Raw genomic sequence first — 19,507 nt, 5'->3', positions numbered from 1 at the left:
ACCAGGTCGCGTGTCCGGAAAAACGGGCGGAACACTCCCGGTTCGGACCGCAGGATCAGGTCACGTCAGGTCGAACTCTCCTTCCCGCGCCCCTGACACGAACGCGCCCCATTCAGCGGGCGTGAAGATCAAAGAAGGGCTTTCCGGGCGGCCGCTGTTGCGCATCGCGATGAAACCCTCGACAAATGCGATCTGGACATCCCCCATGCCACGGCTGCTCGAGTGCCAGTCGGCGTTGCTGAGGTCCAGCTCCGGCTTATCCCAGCCGGCAAGCGGGTGCTGCTGGATGGTGCTCTCGGCCACGTCCGTGCTCCTCCCGATTCGTCGTCCGCGGCCAGCCTAGCGATCGGTTTCTGATGCCGACAGGCCACGTGAGGGGGACCCTTTCGGGAGGGCGTCACGACTCGGGGCGTTCGCTGCCCACGAGCCACATGGAGAAGAACTGCGAGCCGCCGCCATAGGCGTGTCCGAGGACCCGCCGTGCGCCTTCCACCTGGTGTTCTCCGGCGAGCCCGCGCACCTGGAGGGCCGCCTCCGCGAAGCGGATCATGCCGGAGGCGCCGATCGGATTGGTCGACAGAACGCCGCCCGACATGTTGACGGGCAGGTCCCCGTCCAGCTCGGTCACCCCCGATTCGGTGAGTTTCCAGCCCTCGCCCTCCTCGGCGAAGCCCAGGTTCTCCAGCCACATGGGCTCGTACCAGGAGAACGGCACGTACATCTCGACGGCGTCGATGTCCCGGCGCGGGTCGGCGATCCCGGCCTGCCGGTACACGTCGGCCGCGCAGTCCTTGCCGGCCTGCGGCGAGACGAAGTCCTTGCCCGCGAAGAGGGTCGGCTCGCTGCGCATGGCGCCGCCGAGCATCCAGGCCGGCCGCCGCGGGGCGCGGGCCGCCCCGGCCCGGTCCGTCAGCACCATCGCGCAGGCGCCGTCCGAGGACGGGCAGGTCTCCGAGTAGCGGATCGGGTCCCACAGCATGGGTGAGGCCTGGACCTTCTCCAGGGTGATGTCGTGCTCGTGGAGGTGGGCGTAGGGGTTCTTCAGGGCGTTGCGCCGGTCCTTGTAGGCGACGAGCGAGCCGACGGCGTCGGGCGCGCCGGTGCGGCGCATGTACGCGCGCACGTGCGGGGCGAAGAACCCGCCCGCGCCGGCGAGCAGCGGCTGCTGGAAGGGGATCGGCAGGGACAGGCCCCACATGGCGTTGGACTCGGACTGCTTCTCGAAGGCCAGGGTGAGCACGGTGCCGTGGACGCGGGCCGCGACCAGGTTGGCGGCGACGAGCGCGGTGGAGCCGCCGACGGAGCCCGCGGTGTGCACACGCAGCATGGGCTTGCCGACCGCGCCGAGCGCGTCGGCGAGGTACAGCTCCGGCATCATGACGCCCTCGAAGAAGTCGGGCGCCTTGCCGATGACGACGGCGTCGATGTCCGCCCAGGTCAACTCGGCGTCCTCGAGCGCCCGTTGGGCGGCCTCCCGGACGAGCCCGGCGATCGACACGTCCCGCCGCGCCGCCACATGCTTGGTCTGGCCGACGCCTACGACGGCCACGGGTTCCTTGCTCATCGCGGATCCCCTTCGAGTACGGCGACCAGGTTCTGTTGCAGACAGGGGCCGGAGGTGGCATGGGCGAGCGCCCGGTCCGACTCGCCCCGGTGGATCGCGGCGGCGGCCTCGCCGAGGCGGATGAGCCCCGCAGCCATGATCGGGTTGGCGGCGAGGGCACCGCCGGACGGGTTCACCCGTACGTCGTCGCCGAGCCGCAGGGCCTTGCGCAGTACGACCTCCTGCGAGGTGAAGGGCGCGTGCAACTCCGCGGTGTCCACGGGGCGTTCGAAGGCGCCGGCCTTCTCGGCGGCCAGGTGCGCGGAGGGCGAGTCGGTCAGGTCGCGCACGCCGAGGCCGTGCGCCTCGATGCGGTGGTCGATGCCGCGGATCCACGCGGGCCGCTCACACAGCTCCCGGGCCCGCTCCCCCGCCGCGAGGATCACGGCGGCGGCTCCGTCGCCGATGGGCGGGCAGTCTCCGGTACGCAGCGGCCGTACGAGATAGTCCCCCTGCGGGACCGAACCCCTGAGCTGGGCATGGGAGTTGGCGCCGGCGTCCGCGCGGCTGCGGGCCGCGACGGCCGCCAGGGCGGGCTCGTCGGTCTCGCCCGTGTCGATCAGAGCCTGGGCCTGGAGTGCGGCCAGGGCGACGGAGTCGGGCCACAGGGGCGCCACGTAGTACGGGTCGAGCTGCCGGGTGAGGACATCGCGCACGGAGCCGGGCGAGGACTTGCCGTACGCGTAGACGAGGGCGGTGTCCGCGTCGCCGGTCAGCAGCTTCGTCCACGCCTCGTACAGGGCCCACGCGCCGTCCATCTCCACGTGCGACTCGGAGATCGGCGGCCAGGCGCCGACGCCGTCGAGGGCGAGGGTGAAGGAGAAGGCGCGGCCGGCCAGGTAGTCGCTGGAGCCGGAGCAGGTGAAGCCGATGTCGGCGGTCTTCAGCCCGGTCTGCCCGAGGACGTCGTGCAGCACCGGCATGAGCATCTCGACCTCGGAGAGCTCGTCGCTGGTGCGGCGGTGGTCGGTCTGGGCGAAGGCGACCAGTGCTATGTCACGCATCACAGCAGCTCCTTGTAGGTGTCGTACTCCGCGTCGGGCTCCCCGGTGGGCCGGTAGTGGTCGGGGTATCGAGCCCCTTCCGTCCACACCGCCTCGACGCGCAGGCCCATCCGCACCTGGTCGTAGGGGATGCCGCCGATCCGTCCGTGCAGCGCGAGGTCGGCGCCGTCGAGTGCGATGTGGGCGTAGACGTACGGCACTTCGATGTCGAGGTTCTTCGCCTTGATGTTGACGATGCAGTACGTGGTGACCGTGCCGCGCGGCCCCACCTCGACCTGCTCCGCGGTGGCGACGCCGCAGGTGGGGCACGCGCCGCGCGGCGGTACGTACACCTTGCGGCAGGACGGGCAGCGTTCGCCCACCGTGCGCCGGTCGGCGAGGGCGTGGATGTAGGCGGACTGCGCGCGGCCGGGCGAGTACGTGTAGTCGAGGCGGGCGGGGGCGACGATGCCGGTGATCGCGTCTGCGAACTCGCCGCTGTGGCCCGCGGGTTGCTCCTGTTCACCGTCGTACGGCTCGAAGCAGGCGATGTCGGTGATCGCGCCCTCGCGCGCCGCGGCCCAGCGAACGCGGACCCGCATGCCCGTGCGCACCGCCTCGGGGCCGGGGGCGTCCAGGGCGTGCAGCAGGGCGGTGTCGGCGCCGTCGAGGCGGACCAGGACCCAGGCGAAGGGCGTGCCGAGGGGCTGGCCGCGGCGCGGATCGTGGTTCCAGGCCCAGGTGGTGACCGTGCCGGTGGGGGCGACCTCGACCAGGTCGCGGATCTCCTCGGCGGTGACGGGGTCGTACTCGACGGGCGGCACGAGCGTGCGGCCGTCGCCGGTACGCACCCCGAGGACGACGCGCTCGCGCAGCCCGGTGAGAAAGGCGCTCTGGACGGGACCGAGGGACCGGGTGAAGGGAAACTCGACGGCGAGGGGGGCTTTGAGGACTTCGGGCATCAGATCATGTCTCCTTGGGGAGTTGGCAGCGAGTGGCGCCCCTGTAGGGGCGCGGGGGAACTGCGCGACCAGCCACATCCGGCCCGCAGCATGCAATCCGGCCAAGACCGAGCCCAGCACTACGCGCGCTTGTAAACAGGCGGCCGCTTCTCCGCAAAAGCCCGGGCACCCTCCTTCGCATCGGCGGTGTCGAAGATCGGCCAGCCCCGCTTGAGCTCGGCGGCCAGCCCGTCCGTCTCGGTCATCTCCGCGGTCTCGTAGACCGACGCCTTGACGGCCTCCACGGCCAACGGGCCGCAGGCGTTGATCAGTTCGGCGATCTCCAGGGCCTTGGCGAGGGCGGTCCCGTCGGGCACGACATGGCCGATCAGGCCGATGGCCGCGGCCTCGCGGGCGCTGTAGGGGCGGCCGGTGAGCAGCATCTCCAGGGCGTGGGTGCGCGGGATCTGGCGTTGCAGCCGGACCGTGGAGCCACCGATCGGGAACAGGCCGCGTCTGACCTCGAAGAGCCCGAAGGTCGCCGACTCGCCCGCGACCCGGATGTCGGTGCCCTGGAGGATCTCCGTGCCGCCCGCCACGCAGTACCCCTCGACGGCGGCGATCACCGGCTTGCGGGGGCGGTGGTGGCGCAGCATCGCCTTCCAGTGCAGGTCGGGGTCGGCCTTGAGGCGGTCCCGGTACTGCTCGCCCTCCATGCCCCGCCCCGCGAGGGCCTTGAGGTCCATGCCCGCGCAGAACGCGCCGCCGGCGCCGGTCAGCACGACCGAGCGGACGGCGTCGTCCTCGTCGGCCTCGAGCCAGCCGTCGTGGAGCCCGACGAGCATCGGCAGCGAGAGCGCGTTCTTGGCCTCGGGCCTGTTGAGCGTGAGCACCAGTGTGGCGCCTTCGCGCTGCACGGTGAGGTGTTCCGTCCCACCCATTGCCGTCTCCCCTCTCCAGGAACGAGAACAGGTTGCAGTACCCCGGAAGGCACTTCAAGAGTTTTCTGACAGACAGTCAGATTTCTTCGCGCGAACCCTTCACAGTTGCCGCGCCCTTTGCTCTGATGACCGGCGAACCGACAGCTGCCAGGCTCGCCCCGAGCGAGGGAACGGTCAGGAGGAGCGGTGGAGTACAACCTTGCGGACCTGTTCGAGTCGGTCGTCGACGTGGTGCCCGACCGCGAGGCCCTGGTGTACGTCGACCATCCGGGCACGGGTGCGGAACGCCGCCTGACCTACGCGGAGTTGGACGCTGCGGCCAACCGCATCGGCCATCACCTGATCGACGCCGGCATCCGCCCGGGCGAGCACCTCGGACTGCATCTCTACAACGGCATCGAGTACCTGCAGACGGTGTTCGCCTGCCTCAAGGCACGGATCGTCCCGGTCAACGTGAACTACCGCTACGTAGAAGATGAGTTGGTGTACCTCTACCGCGACGCCGACCTCGTGGCGCTGGTCTTCGACACGGAGTTCGACGGCCGGGTGGCGGCGGCGCTGCCGCAGTGCCCGAAGCTGCGGCACCTGGTGCGGGTGGGGGGCGACGACGGGCAGTCCGCCGCCGTGTCCTTCACGGCCGCGGAGGCGGGCGGTTCACCGGAGCGCGGGTTCCCGGTGCGCTCGGGCGACGACCAGTTCATCATCTACACCGGCGGCACCACGGGGATGCCCAAGGGTGTGATGTGGCGCCAGGAGGACCTGTTCTTCGCGGGACTCGGCGGCGGCGCGCCGACCGGGGAACCGGTGCAGAAGCCGGAGGAGCTGGCCGAGCGGGTCGCGGCGGGCGGCAGCGGGATCACCTTCTTCCCCACTCCCCCGCTGATGCACGGCACCTCCACCCTCACCTCGTTCATCGGCTTCAACTTCGGCCAGCGGGTGGTGATCCACCGCAAGTTCGTGCCGGAGGAAGTGCTGCGCACGATCGAGAAGGAGCAGGTCACCAGCATCTCGCTGGTCGGCGACGCGATGCTGCGGCCGCTGATCGACGCCCTCGCGGGGCCTATGAAGGGCACGGACTGCTCGTCGGTGTTCAGTGTGTCCTCCTCCGGCGCGGTCATGTCGGAGACGGTGCGCCGGCAGTTCCAGGAGCTGCTGCCGAACACGATGCTGCTGAACAACTACGGCTCGTCCGAGTCCGGTTTCAACGGCACGGCGACGGCCGACTCCGGGGCCGGGCAGAGCTTCCGCATCCAGGTCAACTCCCGTACGCAGGTGGTCGACACGGTCACCCACGAGCCGGTCGCGCCCGGCGAGGTGGGCCGTGTCGCCCAGTCCGGCAATGTGCCGCTGGGCTACTACAACGACCCGCGGAAGACCGCCGAGACGTTCTTCGAGAAGGACGGCCGGCGATGGGTCCTGCTCGGCGACATGGCGACCGTGGACGAGGAGGGCGTCGTCACCGTGCTCGGCCGGGGCTCGCAGTGCATCAACACCGGCGGCGAGAAGGTGTACCCGGAGGAGGTCGAGCAGGCGCTGAAGTCCCATCCGGACGTGTACGACGCGCTGGTGGCCGGGGTGCCGGACGCGAAGTGGGGCAACCATGTGGCGGCGGTCGTGCAGCTGCGTGCGGGGGCCCCGCACCCCTCGTTGGAGGACGTCCAGTCCTACTGCCGTACCCATCTCGCCGGTTACAAGATCCCGCGGCAGCTGGTGATCACCGATGGCATACGGCGCTCGCCGAGCGGAAAGGCGGACTACCGGTGGGCACGGGAGGTGGCGGTGGCGGCGGACGCCTCCTCCCTCTAGGCGCCCGGTGACGGTGCCCGGCGTAGTCTTTGCGCGCGGTTGACCCGGGACTTTGAACAGCGAGTGAAGCCGGGCCGTACGGAGGTTGGCGGCCCGGCCCTGCGGGCCCGGTCCGCCGTGCCATCGCCAGGCCTCGCACGGAAGGACCTTCGGGTGTCGCACCTCACGCCCCCTCGTCAACTGCCGGACATAGCAGCGGGGGCCGACCCTGATGCGGATGTGACCCCTGATGCCGCAGAGACACCAGGCGATACAGCTGAGGCGAAACCGCCCGAGCAGGTGAGTACCGAGGAGGCTGCGGCGTCCACGGCCGGGAAGTCCGAGGCCGGTTCGACAGAGGCTCCGGAGCCTGACGCAGAGCCCGCGGCCGAGACCCCCAAGTCGACCGAGACGGGCGCGACGACCGAGACGGACGCAACGGACGAGGCGACCGAGACGGACGAGACACCGGAGCCCGACGCCGCACCGCCGTCAGACGCCCCGCCCCCGCCGTCCCGCCCCGGCTGGTTCGGCTGGCGGCGCCGCTACCCCCGTGCCGCGGGCGCCGTGCGCGCCGTCACGAGTGTCCTCGCCGCCGTGCTGGTGCTCGTCGTGCTGCTCGTGCCCAACCGCCTCGACCGGATCAACGTCGAGTCGTTCCTGCGTCTGCCCGTCGAGGCGATCTTCCTCGCGGCGCTGCTGCTCGTGCTGCCGTCGAAGCCGCGGCGGATCACGGCCGGGGTGCTGGGGGTGTTCCTCGGCCTCTCCACCATCCTGAAGTGCCTCGACATGGGCTTCCGGGAGACGCTGGCCCGGCCGTTCGACCTGGTCTTCGACTGGGTACTGCTGAGCGACGCGGCGGACTGGATGAAGGACTCGTTCGGCCGCACCGGCGAGCTGCTCGCGGTGATCGGCGTGATCGTCGCGGTCGTCGCCGTGCTCGCCGTGAGCGCGCTCGCGCTGGTGCGGCTGGCGAACGTGCTGGCCCGCCACCGCCCCATGGCCGTACGCACCACCCTGGTCCTCGGCGTCGCATGGATCATCTGCTTCACCCTGGGGGTCCAGTTCGGCGGCGTCACCTTCGCCACCAAGGGCTACGCCCAGTACCTCGCCAACCGTGTGCAGTACGTCCGCGACGGCCTCGGCGACGCCGACGTCTTCAAGAAGCAGATGGCCGTCGACGCCTACGCCAAGACCCCGCCCAGCCAACTGCTGACCGGACTGCGCGGCAAGGACGTGATGTTCACGTTCATCGAGAGCTACGGCCGGGTGGCCATCGACGATCCGACCATGGGACCGGAGCTCGACAAGACGCTCAAGGAGGGCGACGCCAGGCTCAAGTCGGCCGGATTCGCGGCACGCAGCGGCTGGCTCAGGTCGCCCGTGACCGGCGCCGGCAGCTGGCTCGCCCACTCGACGTTCCTGTCCGGGCTGTGGATCAAGAACCAGCAGCGCTACCGGACCCTGACCACCAGCAAGCGCGCCACCCTCACCAGCTACTTCCAGAAGACCGGCGCCTGGCGCACGGTCGGCATCGTCCCGGGCGTGCGCAAGTCCTGGCCCGAGGGCAAGTACTTCGGCCTCGACCACATCTACGACTCCACGCACCTTGGCTACGAGGGCCCGTACTTCAGCTGGACGCCGGTCCCGGACCAGTTCAGCCTGGAGGCCTTCCAGAAGCTGGAGCACGGCAAGAAGAACCGCGGCCCGATCATGGCGGAGATCATCCTCGCCTCCAGCCACAACCCCTGGTCCCCCATCGCCCACACGATCGACTGGAAGGACCTCGGCAACGGCAAGGTCTTCTACAAGATCAAGAAGGAGGGCACCAATCCCACGCAGGTCTGGAAGAGCGCGAAGCGCGTGCGGACCGAGTACCGCAAGGCCATCCAGTACTCCCTGGACAGCCTGACCCAGTGGATGCAGCGGTACGGCGACAAGAACACCGTCCTCGTCTTCCTCGGCGACCATCAGCCCGTCCCCACGGTCACCGGCGGCACCGCCAACCACGACGTGCCGGTCACGATCGTCGCCCACGACCCGAAGGTGCTGGACCGCGTCTCGAACTGGGGCTGGACGGAGGGGCTCAAGCCCGCGGACAAGGCCCCGGAGTGGACCATGAACAAGTTCCGCGACCGCTTCATGACGGCGTACGGGCCGCAGTCGGGGTGAGGTGACGGGCCGCGGGCGGTGTCGTCGCTCGGGCCGGTCGGGTCGATCGGACGGCGTAACAGGACGCGCCCGGTCGTGGCGGTGTCCCTAGGGTCGGAACAACGGTGATCGAACGTCACCGGGCCTGATGGGACACCCCATGAACGTACCGATACGCGCGTCGGCCACGGCCGCGCTCACGATCCTGCTGACCGCCGGGCCGGCGACCGCGCCGGCCCACGCCCAGACCGACCTGGACTGCAGCGACTTCGTCTTCCAGGAGGACGCCCAGGCGGAGTTCAACCGCGATCCCAGCGATCCCTACCGCCTGGACGCGGACGACGACGGCATCGCATGCGAGGTCCTGCCGCACCGGACCTCGCCTGCCGTCACCCCCACCGCCACCACGTTCCCCCAGGGCGGAGTGAACGCGGGCGTGGGCGGTGGCACCGGCCCGGCCCACCTCGAAGGGGCAGCGGGCGTCGGCCTCGCCCTCCTCGGCCTGACCCTGGCCTCCGGCCGTGTCCTGCTGCGCCGGCGACGCGGCGTGGCGGCCGGGCAGGCGAGACACTGACCGGCCGCCGCGCCGTCCGCTCCCCTGCCCCCCGCTCCCCGCTCCCGGTCAGCCCGTGAAACACACCCGCGGGCCGTCCGCCGGGATGAGGCAGACGCGGGCGTCGCCCGGGTCCTGCGCCGGGGACATGCCCGTCATCGGGGTCGCGAGATAGGCGTCGAGGTCGTGCCGGTCGTCCACCCGGATCTCCTTGCGGGCCGTGCCGGGCAGGGTGAGTTCGACCCGGTCGCCCAGGTGGAGGTGCGTGGCGCGCACCCAGACGGCGTGGCAGGCCGTGCCGTCGCGCAGCTGCACGCGCCGTCCGCCGGCGAAGGTGCGCACGGCCAGCGTCCGGACCATCTGCTGCCCGCCGCATCCCATGTCGAGGGGGTCCTGCCCGTCACACGTGCGGCCCGAGCACCCGGGCCGGGCCGTGAACGTCGCCGCGGTGGCCCCGGCGGTGGCCGAGCGCGAGCCGTGCGGCGTGAACAGCAGGACGGCGGCGGCCGACGCCGCGACCGCCGCCAGTGCGGCGACCGCACCCCATACGTACGGCCTGCCCCGGCCGTCAGGGTGCTCGGGAGACGGCTCCGGCGTCGCCCGTGCCCGGCCGCTCCAGCGGGCGTCGGCCAGCTCCCACAGTGCGAGCAGCCGGTCGGGGCGGACGCCCGCCACCTCGCACAACGCCTCCACGGCCCGGCGTGGCGCCGGCTGCGTACCCGCCAGATAGCGCGCCCAGGACGACTTGCTGTACGGGGTGCGCCGGGCCAGTTGCGCCAGGCTCAGCCCCGCCGCTGCGCGCACCTCGCGCATGCTCACGGCCAGCTGCGCCGTCTCCGGGCTCACTTGCGCAGCTCCCGCCAGGTGTCGGGCCCGACGATGCCGTCCGGCACCAGCCCGTGCCGTTTCTGGAAGGCGCGCGCGGCCTGTCCGGTCCGCTCCCCGTACACCCCGTCCACCCGGCCGACGGAGAATCCGTGCCGCCGAAGCAGGCACTGGGCCTCCACCACGTCCCATCCGGTGCTGCCCCGGTCCAGCAGGACGTCGCGGCTGGTGGAGTACCCGGCGGTCAGGGCACCGTTCGCGCGTCGGACCCGGTCGCAGTCGTAGGAGCGTCCGCTGTGGTAGGCGGAGGCGCCGAGCGCGGCACTCTGGGCGCTCCCCGCCGGTCTGCCGCCGTCGCCGTGCCGGGCCGCCCCAACGAGGAATCCGGCGCCGAAGGCCACCAGGACGGCGGCGCCCGCGACGGCCGGGACCGTGCGCGCGGTCCACCACGACCGGCGCGTACGGCGTGGTGCCGGGTCGTCCTCGGCGGCCCGTGCCGGTCGCTGGGCCCGCGCCGTCTCGGCGACCTCGTGCAGCACGAGCAGCCGTTCGGCCGGAGCCCCGCAGACCTCGGCGAGTTCCTCTGCGGCGCCGCGCGGCACCGGCTTCTTCCCGTTGAGGTAGCGCTCCCAGGACGAGGAGCTGTACGACGTCTTGGCCGCGAGCGCGGCCAGGCTCAGTCCCGCCCGGTCCTTCAGCCGCCTGAGCTGGGCGACGAGTTGCCTCTCCGCGTCGTCGAGCCCGGCGGGCAGTTCCTTCCAGCGCGTCATGTCACGTCCCCGTACGCGTGTGAAGTCGCCGTCATGGAGGAGGACGCGGTTCCTGCGGGGCCCCGGTTGCGGTTCCCGACCATCGTGACCACTTCCCGACCCCACCCCCGTCCCACGGTTTTGTCACGGGACTCGGCGTCCCAGCAGGTCAGCGCGTGGGCCGTGCCGTGTGCCACCGGTTCGGGCGGCTTGTCTGGCGGGTGCCGGATCAAGCCGGGCAACGTCGTCGGTGCCACCGAGGGGCCCGGCACGGGAGCGTCCTCCCCTGCCCCGCATTCCACCGGAAGCGGACGCGGCCCCTCAACTCACGGGAAAGGAACCGGCCATGACCATGCGCAGGACACTCGCACTCGCGACCGTCACCGGAGCACTCGGAGCCGGCCTGGTGCTCGGCTCGGTCGGCAGCGCCTCGGCGCGGCCCGACATGCCGAACGTCGGCCGCGGCGATGCGGGCGTGGCGGTGCTGTGCGTCCAGCACGGCTACAACGACTGGGCGAAGCGCACGCATCACCACAAGATCAACGAGGACCGGGACTTCGGCTCCCGCACCGAGAGCGCGGTGCGGCTCTTCCAGAAGAAGTCCCACCTCCATGTGGACGGCGTCGTCGGCAAGAAGACCGGCAACAGCCTCCTGGACAACCTCCAGGGTGACGGGGGCTGGCGCTCCGGCTGCTACGAGCACCTGCCGAGCACCCATCGCTGACCCGAGCGGCCGCACACCCCCGGTCCCGTCCTCCCGGGGGAGGACGGGACCGGGGCTTCACCGCTTGGGAAGGGCGCGAACGCCGGGTCGAAGTCGGTCTCCCCCGCCAGCCATTCCTCGTATGAGGGGAACGTCTCCTCGAACCACGGCTCACCGCCGCGCAGCTGCGCCGCCGCCAGCCGGTGCTCCGGGGTCGCCGGCATGCCCAGCGCCGACGGTGTGGCGGTCACCAGCACCAGCCGCGAGACCGCGCACTCGGCGGGCGGCAGCCTGGCGATGCTCTACGCCGTCCGGCACCCGGAGCGGGGCGCCCGCCGGGCAGGACGACGAGCGCGGGCCCCTCACCCCGCGGGTGGAAGGCGAGCTCGGTCCCGTCGGGGGCGGTGAAGGCCGGCATACGGTGATCCTCGCGTGCGAAAGCGTGGCCTGACCACTTGCCTGCGGCAACGTGGCCTGAATTACTGATCCCGAGCACCGCGACCGGATGATCGGTTGCCCGGATCGATGCGGTTGGCCAGGAAGAGGTCCCCATGGCTGATGCGACGGAGCTGCTGGACGCGGGAGAGCGGCTGGACATCGGCGCGCTGCGGGAACTCCAGCTGGAGCGGCTGCGGGCCTCGCTGCGGCACGCGTACGAGCACGTGCCCTTCTACCGGGAGTCCTTCGACAAGGCGGGCGTCCGCCCGGAGGACTGCACGTCCCTCGCCGAGCTGGCCCGCTTCCCCTTCACCGCCAAGGCGGACCTGCGGGCGAACTACCCGTACGGCATGTTCGCCGTTCCCGAGGACCGCATCCGCCGCATCCACGCCTCCAGCGGCACCACCGGCCGCCCCACGGTCGTCGGCTACACCGACAACGACCTTTCCCTGTGGGCGGACATGGTGGCCCGCTCCATCCGGGCCGCGGGCGGCCGGCCGGGCGACAAGGTCCATGTGGCTTACGGCTACGGGCTGTTCACCGGCGGCCTCGGCGCGCACTACGGCGCCGAGCGCCTCGGCTGTACGGTCATCCCGGCGTCCGGCGGGATGACGGCCCGTCAAGTCCAGCTGATCCAGGACCTGAAGCCCGGGATCATCATGGTGACGCCGTCGTACATGCTCACCCTCCTCGACGAGTTCGAGCGGCAGGGCGTCGATCCGCGCGCCACCTCGCTGCGGGTCGGGATCTTCGGCGCCGAGCCGTGGACGGAGCAGATGCGGCAGGAGATCGAGACGCGGTTCGCGATCGACGCGGTCGACATATACGGCCTGTCGGAGGTGATCGGCCCGGGGGTCGCGCAGGAGTGCGTGGAGACCAAGGACGGGCTGCACATCTGGGAGGACCACTTCTACCCGGAGGTCGTGGACCCGATCACCGGCGAAGTGCTGCCCGACGGCGAGGAGGGGGAGCTGGTCTTCACCTCCCTCACCAAGGAGGCGATGCCCGTCGTGCGGTACCGCACCCGTGACCTGACCCGGCTGCTGCCGGGCACGGCCCGCGTCTTCCGGCGGATGGAGAAGGTCACCGGACGCAGCGACGACATGATCATCCTGCGTGGGGTGAACCTCTTCCCCACGCAGATCGAGGAGATCGTGCTGCGTACGCCGGGCGTCGCCCCGCACTTCCAGCTGCGGCTGACCCGCGAGGGCCGCCTCGACGCCCTCACCGTCCGGGCGGAGGCCCGCCCGGACGCGGGTGCGGAGGTACGGGAGGCCGCGGCACGGGCGATCGCGGCGGCCGTGAAGGACGGCATCGGGGTGTCGGTGACGGTGGAGATCGTCGAACCGGAGTCGCTGGAGCGGTCGGTGGGCAAGCTCCGGCGGATCGTGGACCTGCGGCAGATCCGGTAGCTGCTCGGCGCGGCCGGGGGCGCGGTCCCGTCATCCCCCGGGGCCGGTCACCGCCAGGGACGGCAGCACCGGGCGGGTGATCCCGGACAGGTCGCGGAAGACCACGCTGTTGCGGTCGGTGACCGAGCGACCCAGCGCGTGGTGCGGCCACAGGCCCCCGGCCATCCGGCGGCTGCGCTCGCCCCACTCCAGGGCTTCGGCGCCGCGCGCCTTGAAGAAGTTCAGGGCGTAGCCGCCGGAGTGGATGCGCAGCAGGCCGAAGCCGCCGGGGTACTCCTTGGCCGCACCGACCTCCTGCAGGGCCACGTGCGGGGCGCGTGGGAGCAGTGTGCGCTTGTTGCGGTGGGTGTGGCCCGCGTGGTGCAGGAAGACGCCAGGGGTGGCGGCGTAGGAATCGACGATGGCGCGGGCCTGGCGGCGGCCCATGCGCTGGCCGGCACCGACCGGGAAGAGGGAGTCCCGCACGGTCAGCGGGTGGTGGCCGAAGACGACGGTGGGCTGCTCCCTGTTCTCGCGCAGCCGGCTGCGGAACCAGGACAGCTGCTCGGCGCCGAGTCCGCCCGAGTCGGCGCCGTTGCCCGGCTTCTCATACGTGTCGAGACCGATGATCCGCAGCCCGCCGAGGTCGTGCGCGAAGTATCCGGGCTCGCCCTCCTCACCGAATCCGCGGCGGAAGGTGTCGCCGTCCGGTCCCTGGCCGTCGCCGGAGCCGGGCCGGTCGTGGTTGCCCCGGACCACGAAGTAGTCCCGTCCGAGCTCGCCGAAGCCGTCCAGGATGCGTCTGGCCTCGGCGAGGTCGTGCGCCCCGCCGCCGGCCGAGATGTCGCCCGCGGCCAGCAGCAGGTCCGCGCCGCGGCGGCGGGCCTCCTCGACCAGGGCCCGGCCCATGATCTCCGGGTACGGCTCGTGCCCCGGCTGCTGCGACACCCCGCGCAGCAGGGGGATGCCGGTCACGAGACCGGCGATGGTCTCGCCGAGGTGCAGGTCGTTGGTGAGCGCGAGCGTCATGACGTGGCGGCCGGGCGGGGGCTGCGGCGTGGTGAAGGCGTACGGCCCGCCGAGCGAGCCCAGGCCGTGGCGGGAGGTGCCCGCGGCGTTGCCGCTGATCAGGTGCAGCGTCGTGGGCCGGGCGGCCGCGCCGCGGGAACGTGCCTGGTAGTAGTACGTCTGCCCCGGCTCCAGGCCGGTGAGTTCCACGAAGTGGTGGGCCGTGAGCCGGTTCTCGCCGGCGACGCGGTTCAGGTGCGCGGGATGGGTGCCGTAGACGACCTCGCCCTCCGTGACGGCGGGGAGCATGTGGCCGAATCCGTCGTCGGTGCCGGGCACGCCGGTGTACCACGTGATGATGGCCCGGTCCTCGGTCAGCGTGACCAGTTCCAGGTGGACGGCGGCGACGGTGTGCGGGCGGGGCAGCCGTGAGCGGGCCGCGGAGGCGGCCCTGAGCAGGGCCGGGGCGAGCAAGACTCCGGAACGCAGTACCTCACAGGGTCCGGGAACTCCTGCGAGGGCGGCGAGGGGAGCGGAGAAGCAGCATCGCATGCCTGGTTTGTGCCCTCCTGCCGTAATCACCACCCATGGTACTGGCGGCCGCACCAGGTATGAAATGAGACTTCTTGTGCGTCTCGTCACGTGGAGAGGCGGTTCCGCAGCTCCCTTTTGAGGATCTTTCCGCTCGCGTTGCGCGGGAGTTCGTCCACGAACTCCACCCGCTTCGGCGCCTTGAAGTGGGCGAGGTTCTCCCGGGCGTGGGCGATGAGCTCCTCCTCGGTCACCTCGCCGCGCGGGACGACGACCGCGGTGACCGCCTCGATCCAGCGCTCGTCCGGCAGGCCGATCACGGCCACCTCGGCGACACCCTCGTGCGTGTAGAGCGCGTCCTCGACCTGACGCGAAGCGACCAGCACACCACCGGAGTTGATCACGTCCTTCACGCGGTCGACGATCGTGTAGTAGCCCTGCGCGTCCCGTACCGCCAGGTCGCCGGAGTGGAACCAGCCGTCGCGGAAGGCGCCGGCGGTCTCCTCGGGCTTGTCCCAGTAGCCCTCGCACAACTGCGGGGAGCGGTAGACGACTTCGCCGGGTGTGCCGTCGGGGACGTCCTTGCCTTCCTCGTCGACCACGCGCGCGTCGACGAAGAGGACGGGGCGTCCACAGGAGTCCATGCGGCCCTTGTGCTCGTCGGGTGCCAGGACGGTGGCCAGGGGGCCGATCTCGCTCTGGCCGAAGCAGTTGAAGAAGCCGAGCTCCGGCAGCCGTTCGCGCAGGCGCTCCAGGACGGGCACCGGCATGATCGACGCGCCGTAGTACGCCTTGCGCAGCCCGGACAGGTCGCGGGTCGCGAAGTCCGGGCGGTTGGAGAGTCCGATCCAGACCGTGGGCGGGGCGAACAGGCTGTCCACCCGGCCCGCTTCGATCAGGTCGAAGAGCCGGTCGCCGTCGGGGGCGTCGAGGATGATGTTCGTGGCGCCGACGGCGAGATACGGCAGCAGGAACACGTGCATCTGCGCCGAGTGGTAGAGCGGCAGGGAGTGCACGGGCCGGTCGCCGGCACTGAGGTCGAGCGCGGTGATCGCGCTCAGGTACTCGTGGACGAGGGCGCGGTGCGTCATCATCGCGCCCTTGGGCAGGGCAGTGGTGCCGGAGGTGTACAGCAGCTGCACCAGGTCCTCTGCGCGCGGCTCGGGCCCGTCGTACGCGGGCGCGGTCGCCTGGCGGGCGAGCAGCGAGTCGCCGGCGTCGCGCAGGGGCAACGTCCGCACCCCGTCCGGGAGTCGGCCGGCGAGATCGGGATCGGCCATGACCAGTGCGCTGCCGGACTGGCCGACGATGTACGCCAGGTCGTCGCCGGTCAGGTTCTGGTTGACCGGCACATGGACCAGTCCCGCGCGGGCGCAGGCGAGGAAACCGATCAGATAGGCGTCCGAGTTGTGGCCGTAGGCACCGACCCGGTCGCCGGGGGCGAGGCCCTGGGCGAGCAGCACGCTCGCAGCCCGGGAGACGGCCTCGTCGAGTTCCCCGTACGTCCACGAGCGGTCGCCGTACTCGACCGCGACGCGCGCGGGGGTGCGCCGGGCGCTGCGCCGCAGCACCCCGTCAACCGTACTGCCCTGTCCCTGCGTCATGACTGATGATCCTCGGCCCGGCCACGGGTCAGGTCAAGCATGTGGCAGGGTCGGGGACGAGCCGGTCACGGGGAGGTACGGGGACATGATCAGCACACGGGTCCGAAGGCATGCCGAGCCGGTGCTCGACATGGCGGTGGCCGATCTCGGCGGCTACGACCACGCGGACGCGGTGGCCGTGGATCTGCCCGCGAGTACCGACGCCGTCGAGTTCACCAGGCTGGTGTTCACCGGCACACCCGAGTGGGTGCACCGCCTCCTCGGTGTGCGGGACAAGGCGATGGCACCCTTCGGGCTGCAGACGCAGGAGCGCGTGCCCGCGGCGGAGATCCGGGTCGAACCCGGCCTGAAGATGGGGCCCTTCCGCCTGCTGGCGGTGAGCGAGGCCGAGGTGCTGTGCGGGGACGACGACAAGCATCTGGACTTCCGCACGTCGTTCGCGGTCCGTCCGGTCTCCGCCGGCACCGGGCTCGAGGGCGTCTGCACGACGGTCGTGCGCTTCCACCGTCCCGCCGGCCGCCTGTACTTCAAGGCCATCGAGCCCTTCCACCACCTGATCGTCCCTCATGTCGTGGGCAGGGCGGTGCGATCTTGACGGCCCGTCACACGGCTCGGGTACGGCCCTCCCAGTACGGGTCGCGCAGCCGCCGCTTGTAGAGCTTGCCGTTGGGGTCGCGGGGCATCTCCTCGACGAAGTCGACGGTCTTCGGCCTTTTGTAACCCGCGAGTTGCTCGGTGCAGTGGTCCAGGATCGAGGCCGCCAGCTCGGGGCCGGGCCGGTGGCCGGGGGCCGCTTCGACGACGGCCTTGACCTCCTCGCCCCAGTCGTCGTGCGGGATGCCGAAGACGGCGGCGTCGGCGACGGCGGGGTGGGCGAGCAGCGCGGACTCGATCTCGGCGGGGTAGATGTTGACGCCGCCCGAGATGATCATGTCGATCTTGCGGTCGCGCAGGAACAGGTAGCCGTCCTCGTCGAGGTAGCCGAGGTCGCCGACGGTGAAGAAGTCGCCGATGCGGTTCTTCCTCGTCTTGGCCTCGTCCTTGTGGTAGGCGAAGCCACCGGTGTTCATCTTCATGTAGACGGTGCCGAGTTCGCCTGCCGGCAGCCGGTTGCCGTCGTCGTCGAAGACCGCGAGTTCGCTGATGGGCCAGGCCTTGCCGACGGTGCCGGGCTTCTTCAGCCAGTCCTCGGCGGTGGCGAAGGCGCCGCCGCCCTCGCTGGCCGCGTAGTACTCCTCCACCGACTCGCCCCACCAGTCGATCATCGCCCGCTTCACATGGTCGGGGCAGGGGGCGGCGCCGTGGATGGCGTGCCGCATGGACGAGACGTCGTAGGAGCGCCGGACCTCCTCCGGGAGGGCGAGCAGCCGGTGGAACTGGGTCGGGACCATGTGCGTGTGCGTGCACTTCTCACGGTCGATCAGCCGGAGCATCTCCTCGGGCGTCCACTTGTCCATCAGGACGAGCCGGTGGCCGATGTGCAGGGACGCGCCCGCGAACTGCAGCACCGCGGTGTGGTAGAGCGGCGAGCAGACGAGGTGGACGTTGCCGTCGAACGGCTTGATGCCGAAGATGCCGAGGAAGCCGCCGAGATAGGCCTCCTCGGGAGTCTTGCCGGGCAGCGGGCGGCGGATGCCGCGCGGACGTCCGGTGGTGCCCGAGGTGTAGTTCATGACCCAGCCGAGCTCGCGGTTCGCTGGCACCGACTCCGGTTGCCCGTCGAGGAGTTCGGCGTAGGGCCGGAAGCCCTCGACGGTGCCGACGGCGTACCGGTGGGTGGCCGGGAGGCCGGCCTCCTCGGCCGCGTGCCGCGCCGGTTCCGCGAACCTCTCGTGCGAAATCAGCACCTTGGCACCGGAGTCGGCGACGATCCAGCCGATCTCCGGTCCGACGAAGTGGTGGTTGACGGGGACCAGGTAGAAACCGGCCTGGCTGGCGGCGAGATAGGCGGTGAGGAATTCGACGCCGTTGGGCAGGACGACCGCGAAGGCGTCCCCGCGTTCCAGTCCGGCGGCGCGCAGGCCGTGCACCAGTCGGTTGACGTCGGCGTGCAGGCGGCCGGCGGTCCACTGCTCGCCGTCCGGCGCGACAAGGACCTGGCGGTCGGGGTCGGCGGCGGCCTGGGCCCAGAACCCGGCGGGGGGCGTACTCGTCACTTGCCGCTCCTTCCGGCGATGCGGATCATGCGGTCGACGGCCTTCTCGAAGCCGCGGGTGAGGTCGTCGAAGACGGCCTGGACACTGCGTTCGCTGTTCATCCGGCCGACGATCTGGCCGACCGGCGTGCCGAGCAGGGGCTCGACCTCGTACTTCTGGATGCGGGTTAGGGCGTCCGCGACGAGAAGGCCCTGAAGGGGCATGGGGAGGGTGCCGGGTCCGGCCGGGTCGTCCCAGGCGTCGGTCCATTCGGTACGGAGCTGGCGTGCGGGTTTCCCGGTCAGGGCGCGGGAGCGGACGGTGTCGCCGGAGCCTGCGGCGAGCAGTTTCCGGGTCACCGCGGGCGAGGTGAGGTCGGCCTCCGTGACGGTCAGCCAGATCGAGCCCAGCCAGACGCCCTGGGCGCCGAGGGCGAGCGCGGCGGCCGCCTGCTGCCCGCTGCCGATGCCGCCCGCGGCCAGCACGGGCAGCGGATCGACGGCGTCGACGACCTCCGGGGTGAGCACCATGGAGGCGATGTCGCCGGTGTGGCCGCCCGCCTCGTAGCCCTGGGCGACGACGATGTCGATGCCGGCTTCCCGGTGCTTGAGCGCGTGCCGGGCGCTGCCCGCGAGGGCGGCGACCAGCACGTTGTGCTCGTGGGCGCGGGCCACGACGTCGGCGGGCGGGGAGCCGAGGGCGTTGGCGAGCAGCCGGATCGGGTAGTCGAAGGCGACGTCGAGCTGGTTGCGGGCGACCTGCTCCATCCAGCCGGTGATGCGCCAGCCGGACGCCTCGCCCTCGGCGAGCTCCGGCACGCCGTACTTGGCGAGGGTGTCCCTGACGAACTGCCGGTGGCTCTCGGGGATCATGGCCTCCACGTCGGCCTCGGTGACGCCCTCCACCTTCTTGGCGGGCATGACCACGTCCAGGCCGTAGGGCCGTCCCTCGACATGGGCCTCGAGCCAGTCGAGGTCGCGTTTGAGCTCGTCGGGGGCGGTGTAGCGGACCGCGCCGAGCACTCCGAAGCCGCCGGCCCGGCTGATGGCCGCGGCGACGGCGGGAAACGGCGTGAAGCCGAAAATGGCGTGCTCGACTCCCAGTTTCTTGCTCAACTCCGTCTGCATGGCCGCAGGATGCCGCAGTCCTCCGGCCGACGGAAGGCC

General features: G+C 71.3%; 18 protein-coding genes. 6 read left to right on the top strand and 12 right to left on the bottom strand.

All coding sequences use genetic code 11. The features are described 5' to 3' along the window. Positions 1–60: 60 nt before the first annotated feature. The 5 genes from ACIBN2_RS04725 to ACIBN2_RS04705 form a co-directional block, all read right to left on the bottom strand. Entirely contained in the window at positions 61–303 is a 243-nt protein-coding gene (locus ACIBN2_RS04725; RefSeq protein ID WP_384264311.1) for a DUF397 domain-containing protein, read from the bottom strand. 94 nt (positions 304–397) lie between these two features. Then, a complete protein-coding gene (locus tag ACIBN2_RS04720; RefSeq protein WP_399132676.1) occupies positions 398–1,564 on the bottom strand; it encodes a thiolase domain-containing protein in 1,167 nt (388 codons plus the stop codon). Further along, a complete protein-coding gene (locus tag ACIBN2_RS04715; protein WP_399132675.1) occupies positions 1,561–2,607 on the bottom strand; it encodes a thiolase domain-containing protein in 1,047 nt (348 codons plus the stop codon). The genes ACIBN2_RS04720 and ACIBN2_RS04715 overlap by 4 nt, the downstream gene beginning before the upstream one ends. After that, positions 2,607–3,548 carry a Zn-ribbon domain-containing OB-fold protein gene (locus tag ACIBN2_RS04710; RefSeq protein ID WP_399132674.1) on the bottom strand — a complete coding sequence of 314 codons (942 nt, stop codon included), beginning with the start codon at positions 3,546–3,548 and terminating at the stop codon, positions 2,607–2,609. Before ACIBN2_RS04710 ends, ACIBN2_RS04715 begins: the two co-directional genes overlap by 1 nt. A 119-nt stretch (positions 3,549–3,667) precedes the next feature. Continuing rightward, entirely contained in the window at positions 3,668–4,468 is an 801-nt protein-coding gene (locus tag ACIBN2_RS04705) for a crotonase/enoyl-CoA hydratase family protein (RefSeq protein ID WP_399132673.1), read from the bottom strand. 186 nt (positions 4,469–4,654) lie between these two features. Between ACIBN2_RS04705 and ACIBN2_RS04700 the strand changes: the two genes are divergently transcribed. The 3 genes from ACIBN2_RS04700 to ACIBN2_RS04690 all read left to right on the top strand — a co-directional run bounded on the left by ACIBN2_RS04700 (position 4,655) and on the right by ACIBN2_RS04690 (position 8,978). Then, positions 4,655–6,274, top strand: coding sequence for an acyl-CoA synthetase (locus tag ACIBN2_RS04700; RefSeq protein WP_399132672.1), 1,620 nt, complete (start codon positions 4,655–4,657; stop codon positions 6,272–6,274). Positions 6,275–6,427: 153 nt separating this feature from the next. Then, a complete protein-coding gene (locus ACIBN2_RS04695; RefSeq protein ID WP_399132671.1) occupies positions 6,428–8,425 on the top strand; it encodes a sulfatase in 1,998 nt (665 codons plus the stop codon). Between the two features lie 139 nt (positions 8,426–8,564). Then, a complete protein-coding gene (locus ACIBN2_RS04690) occupies positions 8,565–8,978 on the top strand; it encodes a hypothetical protein (RefSeq protein ID WP_399132670.1) in 414 nt (137 codons plus the stop codon). Between the two features lie 48 nt (positions 8,979–9,026). Here ACIBN2_RS04690 and ACIBN2_RS04685 read toward each other — a convergent pair whose 3' ends face one another. Together ACIBN2_RS04685 and ACIBN2_RS04680 are read right to left on the bottom strand one after the other, a co-directional pair. Further along, positions 9,027–9,803 carry a helix-turn-helix domain-containing protein gene (locus ACIBN2_RS04685; RefSeq protein ID WP_399132669.1) on the bottom strand — a complete coding sequence of 259 codons (777 nt, stop codon included), beginning with the start codon at positions 9,801–9,803 and terminating at the stop codon, positions 9,027–9,029. Then, complete coding sequence (locus ACIBN2_RS04680; RefSeq protein WP_399132668.1) at positions 9,800–10,552, bottom strand: helix-turn-helix domain-containing protein; 753 nt, start codon at positions 10,550–10,552, stop codon at positions 9,800–9,802. Before ACIBN2_RS04680 ends, ACIBN2_RS04685 begins: the two co-directional genes overlap by 4 nt. 325 nt (positions 10,553–10,877) lie before the next feature. Here ACIBN2_RS04680 and ACIBN2_RS04675 point away from each other — a divergent pair, with 325 nt between their 5' ends. Beyond that, a complete protein-coding gene (locus tag ACIBN2_RS04675) occupies positions 10,878–11,255 on the top strand; it encodes a peptidoglycan-binding protein (protein WP_399132667.1) in 378 nt (125 codons plus the stop codon). On the opposite strand, the gene ACIBN2_RS04670 is transcribed toward ACIBN2_RS04675, so the two are convergent. Further along, positions 11,225–11,485, bottom strand: coding sequence for a hypothetical protein (locus ACIBN2_RS04670; RefSeq protein ID WP_399132666.1), 261 nt, complete (start codon positions 11,483–11,485; stop codon positions 11,225–11,227). The two genes, ACIBN2_RS04675 and ACIBN2_RS04670, sit on opposite strands and share 31 nt — an antisense overlap. Positions 11,486–11,785: 300 nt before the next feature. On the opposite strand from ACIBN2_RS04670, the gene paaK reads away from it, so the two are divergent. Beyond that, complete coding sequence (gene paaK / locus ACIBN2_RS04665; protein WP_399132665.1) at positions 11,786–13,084, top strand: phenylacetate--CoA ligase PaaK; 1,299 nt, start codon at positions 11,786–11,788, stop codon at positions 13,082–13,084. Between the two features lie 30 nt (positions 13,085–13,114). On the opposite strand, the gene ACIBN2_RS04660 is transcribed toward paaK, so the two are convergent. Both ACIBN2_RS04660 and ACIBN2_RS04655 read right to left on the bottom strand, forming a co-directional pair. Continuing rightward, positions 13,115–14,623 carry a metallophosphoesterase gene (locus ACIBN2_RS04660; protein WP_399132664.1) on the bottom strand — a complete coding sequence of 503 codons (1,509 nt, stop codon included), beginning with the start codon at positions 14,621–14,623 and terminating at the stop codon, positions 13,115–13,117. Between the two features lie 86 nt (positions 14,624–14,709). Further along, a complete protein-coding gene (locus ACIBN2_RS04655) occupies positions 14,710–16,206 on the bottom strand; it encodes an acyl-CoA synthetase (RefSeq protein WP_399132663.1) in 1,497 nt (498 codons plus the stop codon). Positions 16,207–16,291: 85 nt separating this feature from the next. Between ACIBN2_RS04655 and ACIBN2_RS04650 the strand changes: the two genes are divergently transcribed. Further along, positions 16,292–16,801 carry a DUF2867 domain-containing protein gene (locus ACIBN2_RS04650; RefSeq protein ID WP_399132662.1) on the top strand — a complete coding sequence of 170 codons (510 nt, stop codon included), beginning with the start codon at positions 16,292–16,294 and terminating at the stop codon, positions 16,799–16,801. Between the two features lie 7 nt (positions 16,802–16,808). Here the strand turns inward: ACIBN2_RS04650 and ACIBN2_RS04645 are convergent, their stop codons facing one another. Both ACIBN2_RS04645 and ACIBN2_RS04640 read right to left on the bottom strand, forming a co-directional pair. Beyond that, on the bottom strand, positions 16,809–18,362 hold the full coding sequence (locus ACIBN2_RS04645; protein WP_399132661.1) for an acyl-CoA synthetase: 1,554 nt from the start codon (positions 18,360–18,362) through the stop codon (positions 16,809–16,811). Next, entirely contained in the window at positions 18,359–19,468 is a 1,110-nt protein-coding gene (locus ACIBN2_RS04640; protein ID WP_399132660.1) for a nitronate monooxygenase, read from the bottom strand. The genes ACIBN2_RS04645 and ACIBN2_RS04640 overlap by 4 nt, the downstream gene beginning before the upstream one ends. Positions 19,469–19,507: the final 39 nt, after the last annotated feature.

The organism is Streptomyces sp. NPDC050534, from assembly GCF_044457745.1.
GTDB lineage: Bacteria > Actinomycetota > Actinomycetes > Streptomycetales > Streptomycetaceae > Streptomyces.
The sequence above is the reverse complement of the archived record's forward strand: the minus strand, read 5'-3'. Positions and strand labels throughout refer to the sequence as shown.